Genomic DNA, 26,158 nt, shown 5'->3' on the forward strand with positions numbered 1-26,158 from the left:
TTGTCGGCGGGCGTGCTTCCCGGCCATCATCGGAGCACGCGCCGCGGGGTGCGCAGGAGCACGAGGAGGACGGGACATGGCGACCTTCACCAGGGGGTTCGGCGGGCGGCGACGTGACGTGGACCCGCGGCTGCCACCGGGACAGACCACGGTGGCCGACTGGCCGGTGCTCTCGGCGAGCGGCACACCGATCATCGAGCCCGAGGAGTGGCAGTTCTCCGTCCGTACCGAGACCGGCGCAGTGCACGAGTGGTCGTGGGACGCGGTCCGGGCGCTCGGGATCGAGGACATCCGGACCGACATCCACTGCGTGACCCACTGGTCCAAGCTCGACATGGGGTGGCGGGGCGTCCCGCTCGACGCCGTCTTCGCCGACGTCGAGACCTCGTTCGACCACCTCATGGTCCACAGTTACGGCGGCTACACGACGAACCTGCCCCTGGCCGAGGTCCTCGACGGCAAGGCGTGGATCGCGTTCGAGGCCGAGGGCGAGCCCCTGTCGCCCGAACACGGCGGTCCGGCGCGGTTGCTCGTGCCGCATCTCTACTTCTGGAAGAGCGCCAAGTGGGTCCGCGGGATCACGATGCAGGCGAACGACGAGCCGGGCTTCTGGGAGAACGCGGGCTACCACCTGCACGGGGACCCGTGGAAGGAAGAGCGCTACTGGTGAGCGTCGACGTCGGAGCGACCGCATCGGCGCAGACGGTGTCGGCCACGACGGGTGCGCCTGCGGACCCGGCCTCCCGTCCCGCGTCCGCACTCCCGCGCCCGGGGTGGCACGTGGCGCGTGTCGTCGCGGTCGCGTCCGAGACCCCGACGGCGCGGCGCATCGTGCTCGACGTCGCGGGCTGGCCCGGGAACGAGGCCGGTCAGCACCTCGACCTGCGCCTCACCGCCGAGGACGGCTACCAGGCGACGCGGTCCTACTCGATCGCCTCGCACGGGGCGAGCAGCCGGGTCGAGCTCGCGGTGGACCGGGTCGACGACGGCGAGGTCTCGCCCTTCCTGGTCGACGACGTCATGGTGGGCGACGAACTCGAGGTGCACGGACCGCTCGGCGGCTGGTTCGTCTGGCGGCCACCGACGGAACCGGAACCGCGCCCGGTCCAGCTCATCGCGGGCGGATCCGGCGTCGTCCCGCTCGTCGCGATGGTCCGTGCGCACGCGGAGGCCGGGGACCCCACGCCCTTCCGGTTGCTGTACGCGGTCCGCACGCCGGAGGACGTCTTCTTCCGCCCGGAACTGCGGGCGGCGCTCGACGCGGACGCTCCCTTCGCACTGACGACGGTGTACTCGCGACGGACGCCCCCGGGCGACGACGCCGCACCCGGCCGCCTGACGCGGGACCGCCTCGGTGCCGCGATCGTGCCGGCGGCGGCCCACCCGCGCATCTACGTCTGCGGCTCGACGCCGTTCGTCGAACAGGTCATCACGTGGCTCGGCGAGCTCGGGTACGACACCCGGGGCGTGCGAGCCGAGCGGTTCGGAGGCAGCGCATGACGACCCGACTCGACGGCAACGCGGCGGCCGGGGTCCTGGCCGACGTCTTCGGCACGGACACCACCACCGCACGGGTCCGATGCTCCGGCTGCGGGGCGGTCGGGGTCGTCGCCACGGTGGTCGTCCTGGCCGATGCGGCGGGCACGGTCCTCCGCTGCCCCGAGTGCGACGACGTCCTCGCCACGGTGGTCGACGACGGCACCACGGCCTGGCTGTCCATGCCCGGGGTGAGCGCGATCGGCATCCCACGACCGGTGCCCCTGGGCAGCCGCGCACGGGCCCGGCCCGGAGGCTGAGCGGACACGCCCTGGTCGGACTCCTACACTGGCCAGTCGCAGGAACCCCACCCCACCCCGCCACACCCCTCGGAAGGTCGATCGCCCGATGACCACCCCGTCCACACGCGTGCCCGGCAGCCTCGCCGAGCAGCGTGCGCTCCTCTTCGACCTCGACGGCGTCCTGACGCCCACCGCGGACGTCCACATGCGCGCATGGTCACGGCTGTTCACGCCGTACCTCGAGCAGCACGGGGTCGCCCCGTACACCGAGCAGGACTACTACGCGTACATCGACGGCAAGCCGCGCTACGACGGCGTCCGGTCCCTGCTCGTCGCGCGGGGGATCCAGGTCCCGGAGGGCGACCCGTCCGACGGCCCGGACGCCGACACGGTCTGTGGTCTCGGCAACCGGAAGAACGCCGCGTTCAACGCCGAGCTCGAGGAGAACGGCGTCCTGCCGTACCCCGGCTCCGCGCGGTTCCTCGACGCCGCCATCGCTGCCGGGTACCTCGTCGCGGTCGTCTCGAGTTCCGCGAACGCCCGGTCGGTCCTGCGCACCGCGGGGATCCTCGACCGCTTCCCCGTCGTGGTGGACGGCACCGTCGCGATCGCCGACCACCTGGCCGGCAAGCCGGCCCCCGACACCTTCGTCGACGCGGCGCACCGCCTCGGACTGACGCCGGCGTCGTGCGTCGTGTTCGAGGACGCCCTCGCCGGGGTCCAGGCCGGCCACGCCGGGGCCTTCGGACTCGTCGTCGGCGTCGATCGCGGTGCGGGCGCGGACGCCCTCCGCGCGCACGGCGCGGACGTCGTCGTGCCCGACCTCGCCGACCTCGTCGACGACCTGCCGGCTCCGGGCACCGTCACCCACCCCACGGACGCTCCCGGGAAGGACGCATGAACCCGATCACCGCGGATCCCCTCGACCGCACCCGCTACCCGATCGACGAGTGGGCGCTGGAAGAGGCCGAGTACGCCCCCGACGAGCAGGGCGTCGCCGAGACGCTGTTCGCGGTCGGCAACGGGTACCTCGGCCTCCGGGGGAACTTCGACGAGGGCCGGGGCGGGTTCTCGTACGGCACCTACGTGAACGGGTTCCACGAGACCTGGCCGATCCGTCACGCCGAAGAGGCCTTCGGGTTCGCGAAGGTGGGACAGACGATCGTCAACGCCCCGGACGCCAAGGTGATCCGGCTCTACGTCGACGACGAACCCCTGGTCCTCGCCGAGGCCGACATCCTCCGGTACACGCGACGGCTCGAGTTCCGTGACGGCTACCTGCTCCGTGAGACCGAGTGGAGCACGCCCTCGGGCAAGCGCGTGCTCATCCGCTCGCGCCGACTCGTGTCGTTCGCCGACCGGCACCTCGCGGTCGTCGACTACGAGGTCACGATGCTCGACCACGATGCCTCGGTGCTGCTGTCGAGCCAGATCCTCAACCGCCAGGACGTGCCCGACGAGTACCACGCGATGATGCAGACCGCGGCGCCGATGTTCGACCCGCGCAAGGCGGAGCAGTTCACGAACCGGGTCCTGCAACCGCGCTTCCGGCGGAACACGGGCGAGCGGTCGCTGCTCGGTTACCAGACGTCGAGCTCGGGCATGACCATCTGCGTGGGGGCCGAGCACCGGCTCGAGACCGACAACACCTGGGACCACACCGCGCAGATCGACGACGACCTCGCCAAGCACGTGTACCGGATCACGGCCAAGGCCGGACAGCCGATCCGCCTCGTCAAGACCATCACGTACCACACGTCGCGCGGGGTCCCCGCCCGGGAGCTCGCCGATCGCTGCGACCGGACGCTCGACCGTGCGGCCGAGACCTCTGTGGACGACATGTTCGCGCACCAGCGGGCGTGGATGGACGACTTCTGGGCACGGAGCGACGTCGAGATCCCGCACGAGCCCGGCCTGCAGCAGGCGGTCCGGTGGAACCTGTTCCAGCTCGCGCAGGCCACCGCCCGCACCGATGGCCACGGCATCGCGGCGAAGGGCGTGAGCGGCTCCGGGTACGGCGGCCACTACTTCTGGGACACCGAGGTCTACGTGCTGCCGTTCCTCAGCTACACGGCACCGATCGTCGCCCGGAACGCCATGCGGTTCCGCTACAACATGCTCGACGCCGCCCGTGACCGCGCTCGCGAGCTGAACCAGCGCGGTGCCCTGTTCCCGTGGCGCACGATCAACGGTCAGGAGTCGAGCGCGTACTACGCGGCCGGCACGGCGCAGTACCACATCGACGCCGACATCGCCCACGCGCTCATGCAGTACGTGCGGGCGAGCGGTGACCGCGAGTTCCTCAAGCGTGGGGCGATCGACATCCTCGTCGAGACCGCGCGCTTGTGGGAGGACCTCGGCTTCTGGCGGCGGAACGGCGACCGGAAGTTCCACATCGACGGCGTGACGGGCCCGGACGAGTACACCACCGTCGTCGACGACAACATGTACACGAACGTCATGGCCCGCGCGAACCTGTGGTTCGCCGTGAACGCGTGCCGTGAACTCCGTGCCGACGACCCGGTCGAGTTCTCGCGCATGGTCCGTCGTACGGGTCTGGACGAGTCGGAGATCGCGGGCTGGGCCGCGGCGGCCGAGGCCATGGAGATCCCGTTCGACCCGCACCGGGGCATCCACCCGCAGGACGCCCAGTTCCTCGACAAGGAGCTCTGGGACCTCGAGAAGACGCCGGAGTCGAAGCGCCCGCTCCTGCTCCACTACCACCCGCTCGTGATCTACCGGTTCCAGGTGCTCAAGCAGGCGGACGTCGTGCTCGCGCTGTTCCTGCAGGGCCACGAGTTCACGCCCGCCGAGAAGCGCCGCGACTTCGAGTACTACGACGCACTGACCACGGGTGACTCCACGCTGTCGGCGGTCGTCCAGTCGATCATCGCGGCCGAGGTCGGGTACCACGAGCTCGCGGAGCAGTACTTCCTCACCTCGTTGTTCGTCGACCTCGCCGACCTGCACGGCAACACGTCCGACGGCGTCCACGTCGCCTCGACGGGCGGCGTGTGGGGTGCCCTCGTCAACGGCTTCGGCGGCATGCGCGACCACGGCGGCCGACTGACGTTCAACCCGCGGCTGCCGAAGACATGGCCCGGCCTGACCTTCCGGCTCACCGTGCAGGGGAACCGGATGCGCGTCGAGCTCGAACCGGATCGCATGACCTTCACGATCGAGCACGGCACCGAGGTCACGGTGTGGGTGCACAACGAGGAGTTCCTCGTCTCGGCGGACCACCCGCTCGTCGTCGAGCTCGGGCACCAGGGGCCGCGGCTCGAGGCGCACGCGCCGACGACGAGCGACATCCAGGGCACGCTCCGTGCCGACGGATCCGTCATCACCGCGTCCATCCCGACGATCTCGCTCGAGCGTGACGAGGTGGAGGCGCAGCCGTCGTGACTGCACGCCGGGTCGCCGCCGACGCGGACGTCGGCACCCGCTGGGTGGCCCTGCTCCGCGGCGTGAACGTGGGCGGGGTCGCCGTCCGGAACCCCGAACTCACCGCGGTCGTCGAGGGGATCGGCGGCACCGACGTCCGACCGGTGCTCGCGAGCGGCAACGTGGTGTTCACGGCCCCGGCGCCCGACGCCGGACCGGAGCACGCGCTCGCGCAGGACGCTGCGGAGGCGACCCTCCGGCACCGGCTCGAGCGGGGCCTCCAGGACCGGTTCGGCCGCCCGGTGCGCGTGGTGCTCGTGCGACAGGACCGACTGGCGGCGCTCGTCGACGCGTTCCCGTTCCCGGTCGACGCCGCGACGCACGCGTACGTCGTGTTCTCGTCGGACCAGGACGCCCTCGAGGCCCTCGTCGCCGACCCGGTGGAGCCGCCGGACCGGGTGGCCGTCGGTGACGGCGTCGTCTACTGGGCGTGCCCGAAGGGGTCGAGCACCGACACCCCGTTCGCCAAGCGTGCGGCCACGTCGCGGTTCCGCGCGACGACGACGACGCGGAACGTGAACACGCTCCGTCGCATGGCGTGACCGCGGCACCATGCGCCAGGGAAACGCGCCGGGGGACACCGCCCCGGGGGCGACCGGCAGCCACCCGAGTACAACGATCACCATGACGAACGAACGTCCCGACACCGACGGGCCCGACGCAGCCCATCGGATCCCGGAGGGGGTCGACGACGCCACGGTGGACGCCCTCGGCAAGCTGTCCGAGGGGCTCGAGGCGCTCGAGCACGCTCGCGGCCTGCTGTACGGCTTCCACCGCCTCACGGGTACGGCGGACCTCGCGATCGGTGAAGCGGTGGACCTGTTCCGCCAGGCCGGGCACGACGACGTCGCCGACCGCATCGAGCGTGACGTCGTCGGCCGCAACGTCATCGCCGGCCGATGGACGTTCCAGATCGTCGAGGACTACGACGACGGCTACTGGTCGGTCGTCCGCGACGCCGAACGGGAGGCCCGCGAGCAGCTGGCCGGCGGCCGTCGCCACCTCTTCGAGGCCCGCATGAAGGAGCAGCGCCGCACCCACGGGGCGCCCCACCACGAGGCCCTGCCCGCCGATGTCGGCGAGCAGGTGTGATGATGGGGCGGTGAACGGACGCCAGGACCGGGCTCGCGTCGAGGCGGCCGTGCGCGAGCTCCTGGCCGGTGTCGGCGAGGACCCGACGCGTCCGGGCCTCCAGGCGACGCCCGCGCGGGTGGCGGACGCGTTCGCCGAGTTCTTCAGTGGCCTCGGGGTCGACGCGACCGACATCGTGCGACGCGGGGCGGTGCCGGCCGAGCCGGACGAGCTCGGTGAGGTCGTGATCGTGCGCGACGTCCGGTTCCGCTCGGTGTGTGAGCACCACCTGCTGCCGTTCCTCGGGGTCGCCCACCTGGCGTACGTGCCGGGCGAGCGGATCATCGGGCTCGGCACGCTCTCGCGGGTGGTCGACGCGATCGCCTCGCGGCCGCAGCTGCAGGAGCGGCTCGGGTCCGAGGTCGTGTCGGCCATCGCCGAGGGGCTCGACGCCCCGGGGGTGCTCGTCGTGCTCGACGCCGTGCACGCCTGCGTGACGACCCGTGGTGAGCGGCAGACGGCCAGTTCGACGGTGACCGTGGCGAGCAGCGGAGTCCTCGCGGATCCGGTCCGTCGGGCCGAGGTCATCGCGCTCATCGGCGCGGCCGGCAGCGGAGCGGTGGCATGACGGCGGACGCGGCCCTGGGCCTCCCGACCGGCGCCGTGCTCGTGACCGGCCCCGAGCGCACGGCCGGCCCCGAGCGCGCGGCCGGCCCCGAGCGCGCGGCCAGCCCCGAGCGCACGACCGGCCCCGAGCGCACGGCCGCCCCCGTGCTCGCGACCGGTCCCGTGCTCCCGCCGCTCCGCCACCCCGTCCGCAGGATCGGCCGCCGGACGTTCGACTTCGACCGGCGGATCGCCGTCATGGCGATCGTCAACCGCACCCCCGACTCGTTCCACGACCGAGGCGCCACGTTCGCGCTCGATCGAGCGGTCGCCGCAGCGGTGGCGGCGGTGGACGAGGGCGCGGACTGGGTGGACGTCGGCGGCGTCAAGTTCGCCCCCGGCCCCGAGGTGCCCGCGGACGAGGAGGCCGACCGCGTCGTGCCCGTGGTGCGCGCGCTCGTCCAGGCCTCGGACGTGGTCGTGTCCGTGGACACGTTCCGGCCCGAGGTCGCGGCGGCGGCGATCGCCGCGGGCGCCTCGGTCGTCAACGACACGACGGGGTTGTCGGATCCGCGGATGGCCGACGTCGTGGCCGACAGCGACGCGACGGTCGTCATCACCCACAGCCTGGCTGCCCCGCGGCAGGAGCACCCGATGCCGCGGTACGACGACGTCGTCGGCGACGTGGTCGCGTTCCTCCGGCGGCGGGTCGACCTCGCGCTCGAGCGTGGTGTGCCGGAGTCGCGGATCGTCGTCGACCCCGGACACGACCTCAACAAGACGACGGTGCACTCGCTCGAGTTGACCCGACGACTGGCCGAGGTCGCGGCGCTCGGGTTCCCGACCCTCGCGGCGGTGTCGAACAAGGACTTCGTCGGGGAGTCCCTGGGGCGGCCCCGGGGCGAACGGCTGGCGGGGTCGCTCGCGGCCGCGACGATGAGTGCGATGCTCGGCGCCCGGATCCTCCGCATGCACGACGTCCGTCCCGCGGTCGACGCGGCCCGCATGGTCGAGGCCGTGCTCGGCTGGCGCGCCCCCGTCGACCCGGTCCACAACCTGTTGCCCGAGGGCAACCGCCCGGTCGCATGAGCCCGGACGAGCACGCCGACGACGAGCCCGCAGCCGCAGCCGCCGCCGGGGCGACGGACGCCGCCGCCGTCGAGCAGCTGTTCCCCGCCGCCGGCCCGGGGCCGCTCGACGACGACGCGCTCCTCGCCCTGTACGGCCGGGAGGCCCGACACCCCTCCCCGACGACGGCCGACAGCTGGGTGCGGGTCAACTTCGTCAGCAGTCTCGACGGCTCCGCCACCGCCGAGGGCGTCTCCGGTGGCCTCGGCGGCCCGGCCGACCTCCGCGTGTTCGACCTCCTGCGTCGCCTCGCGGACGTCGTCCTCGTCGCAGCCGGGACCGTCCGGAACGAGGGGTACGGGCCGATGCGCCTGCACGACGCGGACGTGGCGTGGCGGCGTGCGCGGGACCTCCCGGACCACCCCGCGTTCGCGATCGTCAGCGGGTCCCTGGCGCTCGACGCGGCGTCGCGGGTCTTCACGGAGGCACCGGTGCGACCGGTCGTCCTGACGCACGCGGAGGCGCCCGCGGACCGACGCGCGGCGCTCGCCGCGGTCGCGGACGTCGTCGACTGCGGGGCGGACGCCGTGGACGTCGCGGTCGTCCGGCGGGCGCTGGTGGAGCGCGGCCTCGCCCAGATCCACTGCGAGGGCGGGCCCGGCCTCCTCGGGGCGCTCGTGGCGGCCGATGCGGTGGACGAGCTGTGCCTCACCGTCAGCCCGGTCCTCGAGGGCGGTGACGGACCCCGGATCGCGCGGGGCGGTGCTGGGCAGGGCCTCCGCTCGATGCGGCTCGCCCACGTCCTCCGCGCCGGCGACATGCTCCTGACGCGGTACCGTCGACCGTGATGCCGCAGCACCTCGACCACGTCACCGCCGGGTTCCTGTTCGACATGGACGGCACCCTCGTCGACTCCACCGCGATCGTCGAGGCCGCCTGGGGGCGCTTCGGGGCGGAGCACGGCATCGACCCGCGCGAGATCCTCGCGTTCTCGCACGGTCGCCAGACGATCGACACCGTGACCCGGTTCCTGCCCGACCGGTCGCACGACGAACGGGTCGCCCTGTCGGCGGCGCTCGTGGCCGACGAGGTCCGTCGCACCGACGGCATCACCGAGGTCCCCGGCGCCGGCGCGCTCGTGCGGACCCTCCTCGACCTCGGAGCGCCCGTCGCCCTCGTGACGAGCGCGCCGCGCGACCTCGCACTGAACCGGATGGCGGCGGCCGGCGTCCCCGTGCCCGAGGTGGTCGTCACCGCCGAGGACGTGCCGAACGGCAAGCCCGCTCCCGACTGCTACCGGCTCGGGGCCGAGATGCTCGGTCTCCCGCCCGGGGACTGCACCGCCTTCGAGGACGCTGAAGCGGGCCTCGTGTCCGCCGTGGCGTCGGGGGCCCACGTCGTCGTGGTCGGCGCGCACACGTCCCCGACGACCGAGGGGCTCGACCGCCTGACGGACCACACGGCCGTCACGGTGTCACGCGCGGGCGCGGGCTTCCGCATCCGGAGCTGAGCGCCCGCCGGGCCGGGAGCAGGTGCCGGGCCGAGCCGGTGTGCACCCGGGGGACGGGGCGCCTCCACGTCGGCTGCGACCTGCGGACGCTCGCGGGTGATCACGCCGACACTCGATGGAGCCGCCGGACACGACCCGACGGCGGCGCGGAGCCGATCCGGACCGCGCACCGACGGAAGGAGCACCATGGCCGACGAACTGAACGGCACGAAGATCCTCGTGATCGCCACGAACTACGGGGTCGAGCAGGACGAGATCGTCGTCCCGGTCGAGCAGCTCCGCGAGAAGGGCGCCGCGGTCACGATCGCCGCCAAGGAGCAGTCGCCCATCCAGACGCTCGTGGGCGACAAGGACCCGGGCCAACAGGTGGACGTCGACCTCGCGCTCGACGAGGCCGACGAGAGCGACCACGACGCGATCCTCATCCCCGGCGGCACCATCAACGCCGACACACTGCGCCGCGAGCCGGGAGCGATCGCCCTCGTCACGGCGTTCGCCGACGCGGGCAAGCCCATCGCCGCGATCTGCCACGGCCCCTGGCTCCTGGTCGAGGCGGGCATCCTCCCCGGACGCACGATCACCTCGTTCCACACGCTGCAGACCGACATCCGCAACGCCGGCGCCGAGTGGGTGGACCGCGAGGTCGAGGTCGACGTCTCGGGCGGGTACACGCTCATCACCTCCCGCAACCCCGGCGACCTGCAGGCGTTCGTCCCCGCGATCGAAGGGGCGGTCGTCCCCGTCGGCTGACCGCGGCACGTCGAACACCCTGGTGCCCGTCGAACCGCGTGATCCCGCGGTTCCACGGGCACCAGGCGGTTCGACGGCCACGCGAACCATGCTCAGCCCAGCGGCACCGCCGCCCGGAGCGTCCCCGGGCCGAGCGTCAGCACGCCGTCGGTCAGCGGCTCGCAGCGGATCCCGCCCCGACCCCGCATCCCCCGGAACGCGCCCGGCCCGATCGCCACGTCCATCCACGCGCAGGGGTTCGCCGCACGGTGTCCCTGCAGCACGACCGGCCCCGACCCCGTGTCGATCGAGAACAGGACGCCGCGGAGGGCCTCGACGTCGACGCCGCGGAGCACCACGTTCCGTCGGGTGAGCGCCGGGTCCAGCGGGATGCCGAGTTCCGCCGCGAGCGCCTCGAGCGGCTCGGCCCCGATCACCGTGACGGACGCCTGCCGGTGCGCGGGATGGCCGTGGAACCGGTCGCCGACGATCCCGAGCCCGGCCCGGACCGTGATCCGCTCGTGGAGCTCCGGTCCGTCCGCCGGGGCCGGACCGTCGGCGGGCCGGCCCTCGTAGCGGTGCCGCGGTGCGGCGAGCAGCAGTTCGACGGTCACCGGGTACGTGGTCGCCAGCAGTCCGGCCGGGAGGCCCGGAGTCGCGTCCGCCCCGCCGCGCGCGGTCGTCCCGTCGCAGGCGGGGTGCTCACCGCTCGCGTCCATGACACCCGACCGTACCTGTCGGCGTCCGCCGTGCCTCCCGGTCGAGGTGCGGAGGCGGACCGAGCGCGCCACCGCGCGCCCGCCGGGCCGATCCCGTCGACCCTGCCGCCGTGTCCGATTCCCGCTGGTCCGGGTCGGTGGCGCGTGTCAGGCTGGGAGCATGGACACGGGCGGGGGGACGGGCGCGACCTCCGACCCGCTCCACGCGGAGCGCTACCGCATCGCCGCGTCGCGCGACGCCCGCTTCGACGGCCAGTTCGTCACCGCCGTCCACTCGACGCGCATCTACTGCCGACCGAGCTGTCCCGCTCGCACGCCGCGGAGCTCGGGCGTCACGTTCTACCCCACGAGTGCGGCCGCGCACCTCGCCGGGTACCGCGCGTGCAAGCGGTGCCTGCCGGAGGCGAGCCCCGGCAGCCCCGCGTGGAACGTGCGCGAGGACGTCGCCGCGCGCGCCATGCGCCTCGTGACGGACGGCGCGGTCGAGCGCGACGGAGTGCCGGCGCTCGCCGCACGCCTCGGGTACTCCCCGCGACACCTCACGCGGATCCTCGTGCAGGAGCTCGGCGCTGGGCCGAAGGCGCTGAGCCGCGCGCAGCGCGCCCAGCACGCCCGGACGCTGCTCACGACGTCGTCGCTGCCGGTCGCCGACGTCGCGTTCGCCGCCGGGTTCGGCAGCGTGCGGCAGTTCAACGACACCGTGCGCGAGGTCTTCGGGCTCACCCCGACCGCGCTACGGGCGCGGAGTGGACGCGCGGCACCGACGCCGGACGGGGCGCTCCGCGTCCACCTGCCCGCGCGACCGCCGTTCGACGCCCACGGCCTCTTCGCCTGGTTCGCCGCCCGCGCGCTGCCCGGCGTCGAGGTCGCGGCCACCGCCGCGGATCCCGGCGGTGCCCGCTACGAGCGGGTCGTGCGACTGCCGGGAGGCCCGGCCTGGTTCGCCGCGACCCCCGCCGACCCGGGGCCCTCCGGCCGCGGTACCGGCATCGACCTCGAGGTCCGGATGACGACGCTGTCCGACCTCCCGACCCTCGTCGCGCGCGTCCGGTCCCTGTTCGACCTGGACGCGGACCCGGTCGCGGTGGACGCCCTGCTCGGAGTGGTCCCGGAGCTGGCGTCGTCGGTGTCCGCCGTGCCGGGCATCCGGGTGCCGGGGGCGCTCGACGCCGACGAGCTCGTCGTCCGGGCGGTCCTCGGGCAGCAGGTGCGCGTCGCCGCGGCGCGGACGGCGCTCGGTCGTGTGGTGGACGCCCTCGGAGAGCCGGTGCCCGACACCGTCGCGCCCGGGATGCGGATGTTCCCGACGGCCGCCGTGCTCGCGGATGCCGTGGGGCGACAGCTCGTCGCCGAGGCGGGAGCGGGCTCGGCGCCGCCGGGCGACGCGGAGCGGGTCATCCGCGGTCCCCGGGCCCGTGTCGCGACGCTGCACCGGGTCGCGGCGGGGCTCGCCGACGGATCGCTCGTCGTGGACCGGGCCGCGACGCTGGACGACCTCCGCGCGCGACTGCTCGCCGTGCCCGGGGTCGGGCCCTGGACCGCCGCGTACGTCGCGCTCCGGGTCCGGCACCACCCCGATCTCCTCCTCCCCAGGGACACCGCCGTGCGGAACGGTGCACAGGCCCTCGGGATCCCCGACGACCCGCGCGGACTCTCCGTATGGTCGTCGGCACTCGCTCCCTGGCGGAGCTACCTGACCATGCACCTCTGGCGCGCTGCCGCACGCACCCCGCCGCACCAGGGGCATCGACCGAACGGAAGGCACATCCCATGAGCACCATCGACCTGCGGCCCGAACCGGCCGCGTCGGAGTCGGCGTCCTTCGTACCGGACGCGGCGTCCCCGCTCCGGTCGTCCGACGCCGTCGTGGTCCCGCCCGAGCCTCGCGCGGCGACGACGGTCGCGCGCGTCGCCACCCTCGCGACGCCCGACGGTCCGTTCACCGTGCTCGAGGACGGCGACGGCACGGTCCTCGCGTCCGGATGGACGGCGGAGGCCACCGAGGTCCTCGCCCGGCTGGCGGAGCGCCACCGCCCGGTGGTCGTCGTGCCGGGTGCGGTGGCGTCGGCCACGGCGGTCCAGGCCTACTACGACGGCGACGTCGAACCGGCCATGCAGGTGCGCGTCCGGCAGTTCGGCACGGAACTGTTCACCGAGGGCTGGCGGCAGCTCCGGCTCGTGCCGGCGGGCACCGTGCTCACGTACACGCAGCTCGCCGCGGCCATGGGTCGTCCGGAGGCCGTGCGCGCCGCGGCGAGCGTCTGCGCCCGGAACGCACCGGCACTGTTCGTGCCCTGCCACCGGGTGCTCCGGAGCAACGGCGGCCTCGGGGGCTTCGCCTGGGGCGAGCACGTCAAACGGTCCCTGCTCGAGCGCGAGGCCGACCTCGCCGCGCGGACGGTCTGACGACCGAGCACGGATCGCGGCGGCCGAGAGGACGGACGGCCCGACCCCAGGAGGGGCCGGGACGACGGACGGCCCGACCCCCAGGAGGGGCCGGGCCGTCCGGTCAGCGCGATGTGTGACGGCTCAGAACAGCTTCGCCGAGGCCCGTCGCGCGCCCTCGCCGAGCGACTCGAGCTTGGCGGCGGCGATCGAGGGGTGGACGCGGCCGCCCAGACCACAGTCGGTCCCGGCGATGACCCGCTCGCGGCCGACGAACTCGGCGAACCGCTCGATCCGCTGCGCGACCAGGTCCGGGTGCTCGACGACGTTCGTGGCGTGGCCGACCACACCCGGGATGATCACCTTGCCGTCCGGCAGCTCGGTGTCCTCCCAGACGGTCCACTCGTGCTCGTGGCGGGCGTTCGCGGCCTCGAACGAGTAGGCGCTCGCGTCGATGTCGAGCATGAGGTCCACGATGTGACGGAGTTCGATGTCCGTCGTGTGGGGTCCGTGCCACGAGCCCCAGCACAGGTGGAACCGCACGCGCGAGGTGTCCAGGCCGCGGAGTGCGTGGTTGAGGGCCTCGACCCGGATCCGGGTGAACGCGCGGTAGTCCTCGACGCTCGGCTCGGGGTTGATCTGGTCCCAGTTCTCGGCGATCGAGGGGTCGTCGATCTGCAGCGAGAGCCCCGCGTCGAGGATGATCCGGTACTCCTCACGGAGAGCGTCGGCCCAGGCCCAGATGTGCTCTTCCTCGGTCGCGTAGTACTCGTTCGCGACGCGGGCACCGGAACCGGGCGAGAGCGCGGTGATGAACCCGTTGTCGACGCCGTTCGCCTCGAGCGCGTGCTTGAGGTTCGCGGCGTCGGTGCGGGCGGCCTCGTGGCCCGTGTAGACGATCGGCCCCGTCGTCGTGGGGAACGCGGTCGCGTTCTTGCCGACCCCGATCCCGCTCTCCGGGTCCTGGTAGGCGTCCCGGAAGGCGATCCAGTCCCGTCGGTCGGGGAACGAGGTCAGGCGGACGTGCCCCGGCTCCGAGCGGACGGGCTCCTGCGTGAAGATGTTCTCCTCGGTCAGGGACAGGCCGCTGACGCGCTGGAACGAGTAGCCCCACCACGCGCCGTAGTCGACCGAACTCGACATCGCCTTGCCGTACTCGCCGTCGCCGGGCTGGGTGATCCCGAGCCGGACCTGCCGGGCGACCACGTCGTCGACGGCGGCACTCGTCAGGGCGCGGACCTCGTCGGTGGTCTGCAGGGTGAACCCGTCCTCGGCGAGCGGTCGCGCGGCGTTCGCGGCGATGAGCTCGGGGGTACGGGGAAGGGAACCGGCCGTGGTGGCCTGGATGTGTGTGGTGTTCTCGAATGACATGCGTGCGCTCCTCGGGGACGGAGTCGTCGTGCGACTCCCTCGGGCAGTGGGACGTCGCAGGCGTGCGCGGCGGCCGTCCACGACGGGAGCGGTCGACGCCGCGCGCGAGGCTTCGCGTGGTGCGCTGCGTGGAGGCAAGCGTGCCACGGGTCCGGCGCCGCACGGCATCTGTTACGCCACGCGACGGACGCGATCGCCGACGCCACCCGAACTGGGGTCAAGCGCGATCCCATCGGTCCGCGGACCCCGCATCGAAGGCATGGCGAGAAGTGCCCGGCGCTCGGCGTCGGGGAGCCCCCAGGGCCGAGGGCGCACCCGTTCGGGTCGGGTCGCCGTCGCCTCGGGGCCGGTCCGTTCGGGTGACCGGCCCCGGGGGCTTCGTCCGGACGACGGCTCCGCTCCGTGCCGGAGGCGCGACGACCACCCCTGGTTGCGGGTGATGACGCGTCGGGAGCGCGCTGACAGAATCGGGAGCGCCTTCCCCGGAAGCGCCCCGACCACGCGCCATCCCGTCCAGAGGACCTCCATGCACGTCGAACCCGCTGAGCGCACCGTCGTCTCCGCGGACGGCACCGCGATCGCGACGTCCACCACGGGCAGCGGGCCGGCGCTCGTGCTCGTCGCCGGGCCGTTCGACCACCGCGCCTTCGGTGCCCTCACCGAGACCGCCACGGCCCTCGCCGAGCACTTCACCGTCACCTGGTACGACCGCCGTGGCAGGGGCGAGAGCGGTGGCGGGCTGGCCGAGGCGCAGCGCGAGGTCGAGGACCTCGAGGCCGTCATCGCCGCTGCGGGCGGGCGACCGTCCGTCGTGGGCCTCTGTGCCGGCGCCGGGTTGGTCCTCCTGGCCGCTGCGGGCGGAGCGCCGATCGAGCGAGCGGTCGCCTGGGAGCCGCCGTACCGCGCGTCGGTCGATCCGCGGTTCCCGGACCCCGAGCGCATCACGGCCCTCGTCCGTGGCGGTCGTGCCGCGGCAGCGGTGCGGTTCTTCCTGCGTCGGGTGCTCGGCACGCCCTGGCTCGCGCCCGTCGTCCTGCGGATGCAGCGCCCGGCGTGGGCCGGTCTGCTCGCCGGTGCTGCGACCCTCCCGAACGACGTCCACGTCATGACCGGGTTCGCCCTGCCGACCGAGGCCCTCGCCCGCATCACGACACCCGTGCTCGTCATGACCGGCGGATCGAGCCCCGACTGGCTCAAGCTCGCGGCCCACGCGGCGGTCGAGGCCGTGCCGGGGTCGGAGCACACCGTGCTGCAGGACCAGGCGCACGTCGTCAACGGTGCCGCGCTGGCCGAGGGCGTCGTCCCGTTCCTCCTGCGACAGCGGGTGGAGGAGCCCTTCCCGCTCGGCTGACCTCGGTCGGCGCGTCACCACGGAGCGCGTCGGTCCGCGTCCGTCCCTCGGCGTTCGCCTGGGAGGATGGACGGATGACGACCCCTCCGCGCCTCGGTCTGCTCCTCGACGTCGACGGTCCGATCGCCAGTCCGGTGTCGCGGACGATCGCCATCCCGTCCATCGTCGAGGACCTCGTGGCACTGGCGGCCCAGGGGATCCCGGTCGTGTTCAACACCGGCCGCAGCGACGCGTTCATCCGCGAGCAGGTCGTCGGGCCGTTGCTCGCCGGTGGTCTCGCGTCCGGTGGTCGGGTGCACGCCGTGTGCGAGAAGGGCGCGGTCTGGTGCTCGATCGACCCGCGGTTCGACGGCGGGATGAGCGCGATCGAGGTCGCCGAGGACCTCGCGCTCCCGGTGGACTTCGCCGACGAGATGCGCGCCCTCGTCGCCGACACCTTCGCCGACGTCGTGTTCTACGACGAGACGAAGCGGGCGATGGTCTCGATCGAGCAGCGGGTCGACGTCCCGAGTGCGACGTTCCTGGCCCGGCAGCCCGACCTCGACGCCCGCGCGATGGACGCCCTCGTCCGCCGCGGGTACGGGGTGCGGCGCCTCGACGACGTCCGCGCGGCCGACGACGGCAGCGTCACCTGGCGCATCGACCCGACGATCATCTCCACCGACATCGAGTCCGCCCGCACCGGCAAGGACATGGGAGCGGAGCGTGCGCTCGAGCTCCTGGCCGAGGACGGCGCCCTGCCCGCGACCTGGCGCACGGTCGGTGACTCCCGGAGCGACTACGCCATGGCGGACTGGCTGCACGAGCACGGGTACGACGTCGCGCACGTGGACGTCCGCCCGGCTGACGGTGTGCCCGAGACCCCGTACCCGGTCCTCACCGCGCCCGACGGCGTCATCCACGACGAGGCGGGAGCCCGGTTCCTGCGCACCTGGGTCACGGCCCCCTGAGGGGGCCGCCCGGTCACCGGCCGCGGGGCACGACCCGCTCCGGCGCCCGTCCCACGCGCACCAGCGCGAGGCCGACGGCCGTCAGGACGAGCAGCACGGCGCACACCCGCACGGCCAGGATCGCCGCCCAGCCGAGCACGCCCTCCGCGCTCGATCCGACCAGGAGGAGCGGGGCAGCTCCGACGATCGTCACCAGCCCCGCGACCGCCAGCAGTGCGACGCGCAGCCCCCGTGCGATCCCCGCGGGCAGTCGTCGTGTTCGCGGTACCGGGGGCGTCCGGCGCAGCCAGAGCACGAACGCGACGGCGAGCACGAGCATCCCACCGACCGAGCACGCGTTCTGCACGAGGTCGTACACGGGGTGGCCGTGGATCGACGCACGGAAGACCGCGATCCGCGCGACCGACCACCCGTGCCGGTGCGTGAACGAGTCCCACGCGACGTGGCTGTAGACGCCGGCGATCACGGTGGCGAGCACCAGCGCCAGCCGACCCACCCGCGCGGCGGGCGTCCGGGACCGGAAGGCGGACCACGCACTCGTCGGGTCGTGCCAGGACGCGGGCAGTCGGTCGTGCACCGACCGGGGTTGGATCGCGGTGAACGCCCATCGGAGCCCGAAGGTCCACGCGGCCAGGGCGATGAGTGCGACCGGCGTGGACACCGTCAGCGCGCCGAGTGCCGAGTGCGTCACCCCGTACGCGGGCAGCTCCGGGACGAAGAGCACGGCGTCCGGTGCCATGGCACCGACGGCGAGGGCTGCTGCGGGAACCCGGGTCCCGCGGAACGGCAGCGCCACGATCGTGTGGCTGACGGTGAACGGCATGCGCGGATGATGGCACACCGGCACCAGGAGGAACCGGGCCGAGGTTGCGCGACACCCGTGGATCAGCCGCGACGTCGAACCGTCGGGGGACAGACACGCTGAGCGGACTCCCGGAAATGGGAGCCCGGGCAGGAGCGCGCGGGTACGGTCCGGGCCATGAGGACCACGAAGATCACGAGCGCGGCCATCGTGGCCGTCGCGTCTGCACTCCTGCTCACCGGCTGTCACACCGCGGGCACCGGGGGCGCGCAGAACCAGGATCCCGTCGGCAAGGTCCCCGGCTCCCAGCAGCAGCAGACGAACCCCGCGCAGCGCAACGGGTCGAAGTGCCCCGTCGCGAACGTCGACGTCGTCGAGCAGATCAACCACGCGCTCGGCACCCACGACGACATCGACTTCGCCGACACGTGGAAGACCACGGGCGGCTGGTACATCGGGGCCTCGGTGGCGCCGACGAACGGCCAGGACGACCCGAACGAGGACGAGGTCGCCGTCTGGGTGACGACGAAGAACCCGACCATGGCGAAGGGGCAGACCTTCGACGGCACGATCTACGCCGTGAACGCCGCAGCGCGCAACGGCTCGTCGTCGCCGAACGCACCCGCGGGCTTCACCGCGTCGTCGTCGGACGCGAAGACCGTGATCAGCTGCATCGTCGAGGACATCGACCACTGATCCACGCGGGTCCGCCCGCGCATCGACTCTGAGCGCCGCGGCCGGCCACGAGCCCCGCGGCGCTCAGTGCTGACACCGCGGACACCAGTAGGTGTCCCGCAGCGACAGCGCGTCCTCGCCGAGCGTGCCGTACCGGATCCGCGTGCCGCAGCGGAGGCACGGCTTGCCGTCGCGCCCGTAGACCCAGAATCGCTGCCCCGGCCGGGTGTTCCCCGTCGTGACGCGGTTGGGGCGGTCGCGGTTGGCCACGATGAGCCGTTCCGCGAGCGCCACCATGCGCGTCGGGTCCTGCACCTCGCCGACGGGCCGCGTCGGCAGCACCCCGCGGAGGAAGCACAACTCGTTCCGGTAGACGTTGCCGAGCCCGGCCATGACCCGCTGGTCGAGCAGCGCGAGGCCGATCGGCCGTGCGGGGTCCGCGACGAGGTTCGCCTCGGCGCGCGCCGGGTCCCAGTCCGGCCCGAGCAGGTCAGGACCGAGGTGCCCGACGACCGTGTCCTCGTGCTCGCGAGGGACGATCTCGAGCACGCCGAGTGTGAATCCCACGGTGGAGACGCCCTCGGCGTCGAGGACGGCGCGTGCCTGGTGTGCTGGGCGCCGCCAACGGTCACCCGGCGCGTAGACGTCCCACCGGCCCTCCATCTTGAGGTGCGAGTGGACGGTGACGTCGCCGATTCGGTGCAGGATGTGCTTGCCGCGCGGGACGACCTCGTCGACCACGCGCCCGGTCAGGTCGACGGTCGCGAACGCCGGTACCCGGAAGTCGGTGCGCGTCAGGACCTTGCCGGCCAGGGCCGCGTGCAGCTTGTGGGCCGCGCGGTAGACGGTGTCGCCCTCAGGCACGGAGTCGCAGTCCCTGTGGCGTGGCGGTGAACCCGGCGTCGCGCAGCAGGTCTCCGAGCGGCGTCTCGAGCACGAAGGTCCCGTCGACGCGCTCGACGGCGAGGCGCCCGAGCCCACTGCGCACCGTCGCGGCGATGGACTGCGCGGCGGCGGCGAGCACGGGTTCGTCCGGGGTGAACGTCAGCACGCTCTTGCCGCCCCGCTCGACGTACACGGCGAGGCGGCCGTCGACGATCGTGACGAGTGCACCGGCCTTGCGTCCCGGCCGGTGTCCGCGCGAGCCGTCCTCGTCCGTGTCGCCCGCCGGCCAGGGCAGCGCCGCACCGAACGGGTTGGCGGGATCGGTCGCGGCGAGGGTGATCGCCACGCGACGGCGCTTCGGGTCGGCCTCGGCGGCGTCGATGTCCTGGCTGTACGTGCGGAGTCGGTCGACGGTGGGCCCGGTCGCGAACTGCGCCGCGCCGAGGCCCTCGACGAAGTAGCCGCGACGGGCACGCCCGGTCTCCTCGAACCGGGCGAGCACGCGGTACACGCCGGCGAACCCGCCTCGGACGCCCTCGACCTGCACGGCACCGCGGGTGACGACGCCGTGCCGCTCGAGCAGCTGTTCGGCGAGTGCGGCCGCGCGGACGGTCTGGTCGGGCTCGGCGAGGGGGAGGAGCGACCACCGGCCGCCGACAGTCGGCGGCCCGGACTGTGCGGGCAGGGTCGGTCGTCGTCGGCCACGGTAGGCGCGCGTCCGGGGCGCGGCGGCCCGGGTGCGACCGCCGATCACGGACCGGAGCGGCGCGAAGGTGTCATTCGTGATCTGCCCGGCCCACACGAGGTCCCACAGCGCCGTCGCGAGCGCCTGGTCGTCCGTGCTGCCGACGGACTGTGCCAGCTGCCGGAAGAAGTACGCGCCGCCACCCGCGAGCGCCCCGAGCACGTCGCGCTGCAGCTCGGTGGTGTCCGCGCCGGACGGTTCGGCGAGCGTCGTCGAGGCCGTGTCCGCCAGGTGCAGGCGCACCCAGCCGTCGTTCCCCGGCAGCGACCCGCCGCCGGACCACAGGACCTCCCCGGTCGCGGTCAGCTCGTCGAGCATCGCCGGTGTGTAGTCGACCACGCGGCTCGGCAGCACCAGGGACTCCCACGCGGACGCCGGGACCGCGACGCCGGACAGCTGGTCGACGACCTGCAGCACGCCGTCGACGCCGCGGAGGCCCCCACGGGTCTCGGGTGTGTGCACGTGCTGCCATGCGGGCAGGAACCGGGCGAGCGCGTCGGCGGACACCGGTTCGACCTCGTGCCGGAGCGCGGCGAGCGACCGCGTCCGGATGCGCCGGAGGACCTCGGCGTCGCACCACTCGGCACCCTGACGGTCCGGGCGGAACTCGCCCTCGACGACGCGCCGGTCCGCGACGAGGCGCCGCAGGACGTCCGTGACCACCGCGACCCCGAGGCCGAGGTGGGTGGCGGCCTCGCCAGCCGCGAACGGCCCGTGGCTCCGTGCGTACCGGCCGACGAGGTCGCCGAGGGGGTCGGCGACCGGCTCGACGAACGCCGTCGGCACGCCGATCGGCAGGGCCACCCCGAGGGCATCGCGGAGGCGCGAGGCGTCCTCGATCACGGACCACCGCTGCTCGCCCCGGAACGTGAAGCCGAGGAGTCGGCGGTCCCGCTCCAGGTCCGTGAGGGTCGTGGTCATCGTCGCCCGGGCCTCCGCGGCGGCGGACTCGGACGTGGCGGCACCGTCGGCGAGCCAGCTCCGGGTCACGCACTCGTCGAGGTCGAGCGGTCCCACGAGGCGGAGCACGTCGACGAGCCCCTCGGCGTCGCGCGCGCGGCGGTCGGGTGACAGCCGCTGCAGGTCCGCCTCGACGCTCGCGAGCACGCCCGGGTCGAGGAGCTCCCGCAGCTCTGCGCGACCGAGCAGTTCGCCGAGCAGGGTGGCGTCGAGCGACAGCGCCGCGGCCCGACGCTCGGCGAGGGGCGAGTCGCCCTCGTACATGAACGCCGCGACGTACCCGAACAGCAGGGAGCGCGCGAACGGCGACGGCTGCTCGGTCTGGGTCTCGACGATGCGGATGGACCGACGCGCGATGTCGTCGGCGATGCCGAGGAGGGCGGGCACGTCGTAGACGTCCTGCAGGACCTCGCGCACGGTCTCGAGGATGATCGGGAACGTCGGGAACTTGCGCGCGACGTCGAGCAGTTGCGACGCCCGCTGGCGCTGCTGCCAGAGCGGCGACCGCCGGCCCGGGTCACGGCGCGGCAACAGGAGCGCGCGAGCGGCGCACTCGCGGAACCGCGCGGCGAACAGCGCGGAGCCCCCGACCTCGTCCGTCACCAGCGCGTCGAGGTCGTCGCGCTCGAACACGAACAGCTCGGAGCCGGGAGGCTCGGCGTCGGTCTCCGGGATCCGCACGACCACGCCGTCGTCGCTGGCCATCGCGCCGCCGTCGATCCCGTACCGCTCGCGCAGGCGCGCCCCGACCGCGAGTGCCCACGGTGCGTGGACCTGCATGCCGAACGGCGAGTGCAGGATCATCCGCCAGTCGCCGAGTTCGTCCCGGAAGCGCTCGACCACGAGCGTCGTGTCGGTCGGCACGTGCCCGGTCGCCTCGCGCTGCTCCCGGATGAACGTCAGGAGGTTCGTCACGGCGCGGTCGTCCAGCCCGCTGCCCGACACCCGGGCCCGGGCGTCGTCCGGCGCGGCCGTGTCGAGCTCGCGCACGTACGCGCCCATCGCCCGGCCGAGCTCCGCGGGGCGGCCGATGCCGTCGCCCTTCCAGAACGGGACGCGTCCGGGCTGGCCGAACGCGGGGCTGACGAGCACGCGGTCGTGCGTGATGTCCTCGATCCGCCAACTCGTCGCCCCGAGGGCGAAGACGTCCCCGACGCGGGACTCGTAGACCATCTCCTCGTCGAGCTCGCCGACGCGCGATGCCTTCTCGCCGACCATGAACACGCCGAACAGACCGCGGTCCGGGATCGTGCCACCGCTCGTCACGGCGAGGCGTTGGGCACCCGGACGCCCGGTCATCGTGCCGTGCACGCGGTCCCAGACGAGCCGGGGGCGCAGCTCGGCGAACTCGTCGCTCGGATAGCGCCCGCTCACGAGGTCGAGGGTCGCCTCGAACGCGGAGCGCGGCAGGCCGCTGAACGGAGCGCTTCGCCGCACGAGCTCGAACCAGTGCTCGACGTCGACCTCGTCGAGCGCGACGGCGGCCACGGTCTGTTGGGCGAGGACGTCGAGGGGGTTCGCCGGTACCGCGATGGACTCGATGGCGCCCTCGACCATGCGCTCGACGGTGACCGCACTGTGCACGAGGTCGGCGCGGTGCTTCGGGAACAGGACGCCCCGCGAGACCTCGCCGACCTGGTGTCCCGCCCGGCCGACACGCTGCAGGCCGCTCGCGACCGAGGGTGGTGCCTCGACCTGGACGACGAGGTCGACCTCGCCCATGTCGATCCCGAGCTCGAGGGAACTCGTCGCCACGACGCACCGCAGGCGCCCCGACTTCAGGTCGTCCTCGATGATCGCGCGCTGGTCCTTCGACACGGAGCCGTGGTGGGCGCGGGCCAGGACGGGGACGGCGTCGTCCGTCGTCGCGCCGCCGCCACCGGCCGTCTGTCCGGAGCCGCCGATGAGCTGTGCGGGCGGTCGTCGCGGTGTCGCGCGTCCATCGTCCGAGCCGGGTCCGTGCTCGGCGGCCTCCCCGGCGTCCGCGGCGACGGCGACCAGGGCCTCCTCGGGGGCGCCGACCAGCCCGAGCCGTTCCTCGTGGATCTCGTTGAGCCGTGCCGTGAGCCGCTCCGCCAGGCGCCGCGAGTTCGCGAACACGATGGTCGACCGGTGGGCCTCGACGAGGTCGACCACGGCCTCCTCGACGTGGGGCCAGATCGAGCCGTTCGTCGGCGTGGCCGTCGGGTCGTCACCCGCGGCGGGCTGCCCGAGTTCGGCCATGTCCTCGACCGGGACGACCACGCGCAGGTCGAACGTCTTCTGGGCGGACGGCGCGATGATCTCGACGGGAGCCCGACCACCGAGGAACCGTGCGACCTCTTCTGCCGGGCGGACCGTGGCCGACAGGCCGATCCGCTGCACCGGACGCTCGAGCAGGTCGTCGAGGCGCTCGAGGCTCAGGGCGAGGTGCGCGCCCCGCTTCGACGCCGCGACGGCGTGGACCTCGTCGATGATGACGGTGTCCACGTTCCGCAGGGTGTCCCGGGCCGAGGACGTGAGCATGAGGTAGAGCGACTCGGGCGTCGTGATGAGGACGTCGGGCGGCGTCCGCTGCAGCAGACGACGATCGGCGGCGGGGGTGTCACCGCTCCGCACGCCGACGGTGACGTCCGGTGGCTCGAGTCCCAGACGCTTCGCCGTCTGCGTGATGCCGACGAGCGGGCTGCGGAGGTTGCGCTCGACGTCGACGCCGAGCGCCTTGAGCGGGGACACGTACAGCACGCGGGTCCGCGCCCGCGGGTCGGGCTGCTCGGGCGCCGTGATGAGCCGGTCGATCGACCACAGGAACGCCGCGAGGGTCTTGCCGGACCCGGTCGGCGCGACGACGAGGGCGTGCCGGCCGGTCGAGACGGCGTCCCACGCACCGGTCTGCGCGGCGGTGGGCGCGGTGAACGCTCCGCGGAACCATGCGGCGGTGGGCGGCGAGAAGCGGTCGAGCACGTCGGTCATGTGCGCCCCATCATGCCCGCGACGCCCGACATCCGGCCGGGAGGCCCGAGCACGGCCGGGAGGTCCGAGCACGGCCGGGCCCGGCACGGAGCACCCCTGAACCTGGCTCCCCGTGCCGGCACCCCCAACCGGCTCCTCGTCGGCCATCAGCGCGGCGACGGCGGCGCTGCATGAGACCTCGTCAGCACCGTGCACGTTACGGCAAGGGCATCCGGGCCCGCGTCCCCTTGACCGGTCGTCGCCCCGTCGCTACACCGGCTGGCTCAGCGTGCCGCAGCCCTCACCCCTCGTCGCCGCCGGCCCCGTCCCCGTCGTTGGGCTCGGGCACGAGGTGCAACCCCTGGGCCGAGTTCGCGGTGGCCGTGAGCGCCGCGACCCACGCCCGGTTCAACGAGGGAGGTCGCGACCCGAAGTACTTGAAGTAGAGCGGGATGGACGGGTCGATCCACACGCTGCTCCGGCCGTCCCCGACCGAGGAGTCGTCGCGCCACGAGAACAGGAAGCTCTCGCGTCGCCGCAGCTTGGCGATGATCACGACGCTGAGGTGCGCGAGCGTGCGGTCGTCGAACCCGATCTCGACCACGTTCACGCCGTACACGAGCTTGCCCATGGCGTCTCCCTCCGGTGACCGACCGTCGGGATCGGTGGCGGTCCTGTTCCGCTCAGGATGCTCGCTCGGCCGGAACTCCGCCCCAGGGTTGACGGCCCGCCCGTGAGCGACATATCGTTGACGCATCGCGATACGGCGATGAAGGCGACATGAACAGGAGGTCGACCATGCGATCCATGCATGACGACGAACACGGCCACGACGGCCACCAGGGCCACAGAGGCCCCTGGGCCGCGCGCTTCGGCGGCGCCCGGGAACACCACCAGCACGGCGGCGGCCGCGGCCGAGGCGGCGCGGGAGCGCCGTTCGGACCCGGCGGCTTCGGTCCCGGCTTCGCGCCCGGCTTCGGCTTCGGGCGAGAGGGCCGGCGCGCACGCCGTGGCGACGTCCGCCTGGCCGTCCTCGGACTGCTCGCGGACGGCGCCGAGAACGGCGAGCCGTACAACGGCTACGGCCTGATCCGCGCGATCGCCGAGCGGACGGGAGGGAACTGGCGTCCGAGCCCGGGGTCGGTCTACCCGACCCTCCAACAGCTCGTCGACGAGGGTCTGGTGCGCGCCGTGGGCACCGACGGGCGGAGCACCTACGAGCTGACCGACGCCGGCCGCGCCGAGGTCGAGGCGCGCTCCGCCGACATCGCTCGCGCCTGGGAGACGAGCCCGAGCGGTGTCTCGGACACCCAGCGCGCGTTCGCCGAGGGGCTGCAGAAGCTCTTCGGGGTCGTGCACCTCTACCGCTCCGGAGCGTCGGAGGCGCAGCTGGCCGCGGCGCGGGACAAGATCGACCAGCTCCGCCGCGAGCTGCTCCAGATCCTCGCGGAGTGAGCCGGCGCCACGGGTCCGATCCGCGGACCCGACCCGGACCGGCGGCGGTGACCGACCGCGTGCACACCGTGCCACGCGTGCCGGTCGCCGCCGTCGCTCGTCCTGCCTGGTAAGAACGGACCATGGCCTCGTTGCGCACTCCCGACCCCGACTCCGGCTGGCTGTCCGACGAGGAGCTCGCGTCGATCCGGCGCCGACTCCCCATCTGCTACGTCGAGGCGCTGCCCGTCCGCACCGACGGACTCGGTGTCGTGACGGAGGTCGGCGTCCTCCTCCGGGTCAGCCCGAGCGGATCGATCGCGCGCACGCTCGTGTCGGGCCGCGTGATGTACGGGGAGTCGCTGCGGAGCGCGCTGTTCCGTCACCTCGAGAAGGACCTCGGTGCCATGGCGTTCCCGCAGCTGCCGGCGAGCCCGACGCCGTTCACGGTCGCCGAGTACTTCCCGCTACCCGGCGCGTCGGTGTACACGGACGACCGGCAGCACGCGATCTCGCTCGCCTACGTGGTGCCCGTGACCGGCACGTGCGAACCCCGCCAGGACGCCCTCGAGCTCACGTGGATGACCCCGATCGAGGCGGCGAGTGACGCGGTGGCGGCCGAGATGGAGGGTGGCCGCGGCTCCCTGCTCCGCGCCGGGCTGGCGTCGGTCGGCGCCCTCATGTGACCAGGGGTCAGCACCCCCACACCACCGACACCCGCGACCGCTGCCGGCGCCCCAGCTC

Annotated in this window: 25 protein-coding genes; 19 read left to right on the forward strand and 6 right to left on the reverse strand. The window is 73.6% G+C overall.

The window, feature by feature from the left end; all coding sequences use genetic code 11:
• Nucleotides 1-76: 76 nt before the first annotated feature.
• The 12 genes from DEI94_RS01020 to DEI94_RS01075 all read left to right on the forward strand — a co-directional run bounded on the left by DEI94_RS01020 (nt 77) and on the right by DEI94_RS01075 (nt 10,227).
• The gene (locus tag DEI94_RS01020; RefSeq protein WP_111012086.1) at nt 77-670 is read left to right on the forward strand and encodes a molybdopterin-dependent oxidoreductase; all 594 of its coding nucleotides are present in this window, start codon (nt 77-79) and stop codon (nt 668-670) included.
• Nucleotides 667-1,500 (forward strand): FAD-binding oxidoreductase, encoded by an 834-nt coding sequence (locus DEI94_RS01025; protein WP_309146565.1) that lies wholly within the window; start codon nt 667-669, stop codon nt 1,498-1,500. The genes DEI94_RS01020 and DEI94_RS01025 overlap by 4 nt, the downstream gene beginning before the upstream one ends.
• Entirely contained in the window at nt 1,497-1,796 is a 300-nt protein-coding gene (locus DEI94_RS01030; protein WP_111027504.1) for a DUF6510 family protein, read from the forward strand. The genes DEI94_RS01025 and DEI94_RS01030 overlap by 4 nt, the downstream gene beginning before the upstream one ends.
• 88 nt (nt 1,797-1,884) lie before the next feature.
• Entirely contained in the window at nt 1,885-2,679 is a 795-nt protein-coding gene (locus DEI94_RS01035; RefSeq protein WP_111011226.1) for an HAD family hydrolase, read from the forward strand.
• A complete protein-coding gene (locus DEI94_RS01040) occupies nt 2,676-5,183 on the forward strand; it encodes a glycoside hydrolase family 65 protein (protein ID WP_111012089.1) in 2,508 nt (835 codons plus the stop codon). The genes DEI94_RS01035 and DEI94_RS01040 overlap by 4 nt, the downstream gene beginning before the upstream one ends.
• A complete protein-coding gene (locus tag DEI94_RS01045) occupies nt 5,180-5,764 on the forward strand; it encodes a DUF1697 domain-containing protein (protein ID WP_111027505.1) in 585 nt (194 codons plus the stop codon). Before DEI94_RS01040 ends, DEI94_RS01045 begins: the two co-directional genes overlap by 4 nt.
• An 82-nt stretch (nt 5,765-5,846) precedes the next feature.
• The gene (locus DEI94_RS01050) at nt 5,847-6,314 is read left to right on the forward strand and encodes a PHP domain-containing protein (protein WP_111011229.1); all 468 of its coding nucleotides are present in this window, start codon (nt 5,847-5,849) and stop codon (nt 6,312-6,314) included.
• Complete coding sequence (folE, locus tag DEI94_RS01055; protein WP_111012092.1) at nt 6,295-6,921, forward strand: GTP cyclohydrolase I; 627 nt, start codon at nt 6,295-6,297, stop codon at nt 6,919-6,921. The genes DEI94_RS01050 and folE overlap by 20 nt, the downstream gene beginning before the upstream one ends.
• Nucleotides 6,918-7,988, forward strand: a complete 1,071-nt coding sequence (folP, locus tag DEI94_RS01060; RefSeq protein WP_111027506.1) for a dihydropteroate synthase — start codon at nt 6,918-6,920, stop codon at nt 7,986-7,988. Before folE ends, folP begins: the two co-directional genes overlap by 4 nt.
• On the forward strand, nt 7,985-8,815 hold the full coding sequence (locus tag DEI94_RS01065; protein WP_111027507.1) for a pyrimidine reductase family protein: 831 nt from the start codon (nt 7,985-7,987) through the stop codon (nt 8,813-8,815). The genes folP and DEI94_RS01065 overlap by 4 nt, the downstream gene beginning before the upstream one ends.
• On the forward strand, nt 8,815-9,477 hold the full coding sequence (locus DEI94_RS01070) for an HAD-IA family hydrolase (protein ID WP_258378073.1): 663 nt from the start codon (nt 8,815-8,817) through the stop codon (nt 9,475-9,477). Before DEI94_RS01065 ends, DEI94_RS01070 begins: the two co-directional genes overlap by 1 nt.
• Before the next feature lie 186 nt (nt 9,478-9,663).
• Nucleotides 9,664-10,227: a type 1 glutamine amidotransferase domain-containing protein gene (locus tag DEI94_RS01075; protein ID WP_111027508.1), complete on the forward strand. Its 564-nt coding sequence runs from the start codon at nt 9,664-9,666 to the stop codon at nt 10,225-10,227.
• A 92-nt stretch (nt 10,228-10,319) separates the two neighbouring features.
• Here DEI94_RS01075 and DEI94_RS01080 read toward each other — a convergent pair whose 3' ends face one another.
• Complete coding sequence (locus tag DEI94_RS01080) at nt 10,320-10,925, reverse strand: MOSC domain-containing protein (RefSeq protein WP_258378075.1); 606 nt, start codon at nt 10,923-10,925, stop codon at nt 10,320-10,322.
• A 160-nt stretch (nt 10,926-11,085) separates the two neighbouring features.
• On the opposite strand from DEI94_RS01080, the gene DEI94_RS01085 reads away from it, so the two are divergent.
• Nucleotides 11,086-12,699: an AlkA N-terminal domain-containing protein gene (locus DEI94_RS01085; RefSeq protein WP_111027509.1), complete on the forward strand. Its 1,614-nt coding sequence runs from the start codon at nt 11,086-11,088 to the stop codon at nt 12,697-12,699.
• Nucleotides 12,696-13,331, forward strand: a complete 636-nt coding sequence (locus DEI94_RS01090) for a methylated-DNA--[protein]-cysteine S-methyltransferase (protein WP_111027510.1) — start codon at nt 12,696-12,698, stop codon at nt 13,329-13,331. The genes DEI94_RS01085 and DEI94_RS01090 overlap by 4 nt, the downstream gene beginning before the upstream one ends.
• 123 nt (nt 13,332-13,454) lie before the next feature.
• Here DEI94_RS01090 and DEI94_RS01095 read toward each other — a convergent pair whose 3' ends face one another.
• Complete coding sequence (locus DEI94_RS01095) at nt 13,455-14,681, reverse strand: cobalamin-independent methionine synthase II family protein (protein WP_111012097.1); 1,227 nt, start codon at nt 14,679-14,681, stop codon at nt 13,455-13,457.
• A gap of 526 nt (nt 14,682-15,207) precedes the next feature.
• Here DEI94_RS01095 and DEI94_RS01100 point away from each other — a divergent pair.
• Together DEI94_RS01100 and DEI94_RS01105 are read left to right on the forward strand one after the other, a co-directional pair.
• On the forward strand, nt 15,208-16,032 hold the full coding sequence (locus DEI94_RS01100) for an alpha/beta fold hydrolase (protein WP_181441875.1): 825 nt from the start codon (nt 15,208-15,210) through the stop codon (nt 16,030-16,032).
• 74 nt (nt 16,033-16,106) lie between these two features.
• Entirely contained in the window at nt 16,107-16,982 is an 876-nt protein-coding gene (locus tag DEI94_RS01105; protein WP_111027511.1) for an HAD family hydrolase, read from the forward strand.
• A 13-nt stretch (nt 16,983-16,995) separates the two neighbouring features.
• On the opposite strand, the gene DEI94_RS01110 is transcribed toward DEI94_RS01105, so the two are convergent.
• Nucleotides 16,996-17,805, reverse strand: coding sequence for a DUF4184 family protein (locus tag DEI94_RS01110; protein WP_111027512.1), 810 nt, complete (start codon nt 17,803-17,805; stop codon nt 16,996-16,998).
• A 156-nt stretch (nt 17,806-17,961) separates the two neighbouring features.
• On the opposite strand from DEI94_RS01110, the gene DEI94_RS01115 reads away from it, so the two are divergent.
• Entirely contained in the window at nt 17,962-18,480 is a 519-nt protein-coding gene (locus DEI94_RS01115; RefSeq protein WP_111011239.1) for a hypothetical protein, read from the forward strand.
• 63 nt (nt 18,481-18,543) lie between these two features.
• On the opposite strand, the gene DEI94_RS01120 is transcribed toward DEI94_RS01115, so the two are convergent.
• The 3 genes from DEI94_RS01120 to DEI94_RS01130 all read right to left on the reverse strand — a co-directional run bounded on the left by DEI94_RS01120 (nt 18,544) and on the right by DEI94_RS01130 (nt 24,611).
• Nucleotides 18,544-19,323, reverse strand: coding sequence for a DNA-formamidopyrimidine glycosylase family protein (locus DEI94_RS01120; protein WP_111027513.1), 780 nt, complete (start codon nt 19,321-19,323; stop codon nt 18,544-18,546).
• Nucleotides 19,316-24,001 (reverse strand): ATP-dependent helicase, encoded by a 4,686-nt coding sequence (locus tag DEI94_RS01125; RefSeq protein ID WP_111027514.1) that lies wholly within the window; start codon nt 23,999-24,001, stop codon nt 19,316-19,318. Before DEI94_RS01125 ends, DEI94_RS01120 begins: the two co-directional genes overlap by 8 nt.
• A gap of 280 nt (nt 24,002-24,281) precedes the next feature.
• Nucleotides 24,282-24,611: a DUF7882 family protein gene (locus DEI94_RS01130; protein WP_111027515.1), complete on the reverse strand. Its 330-nt coding sequence runs from the start codon at nt 24,609-24,611 to the stop codon at nt 24,282-24,284.
• Nucleotides 24,612-24,778: 167 nt separating this feature from the next.
• On the opposite strand from DEI94_RS01130, the gene DEI94_RS01135 reads away from it, so the two are divergent.
• Both DEI94_RS01135 and DEI94_RS01140 read left to right on the forward strand, forming a co-directional pair.
• Nucleotides 24,779-25,435 (forward strand): PadR family transcriptional regulator, encoded by a 657-nt coding sequence (locus DEI94_RS01135; protein ID WP_111027516.1) that lies wholly within the window; start codon nt 24,779-24,781, stop codon nt 25,433-25,435.
• A 122-nt stretch (nt 25,436-25,557) separates the two neighbouring features.
• On the forward strand, nt 25,558-26,100 hold the full coding sequence (locus tag DEI94_RS01140; protein WP_111011244.1) for an NUDIX hydrolase family protein: 543 nt from the start codon (nt 25,558-25,560) through the stop codon (nt 26,098-26,100).
• Nucleotides 26,101-26,158: the final 58 nt, after the last annotated feature.

The organism is Curtobacterium sp. MCBD17_040 (assembly GCF_003234805.2).
GTDB lineage: Bacteria > Actinomycetota > Actinomycetes > Actinomycetales > Microbacteriaceae > Curtobacterium.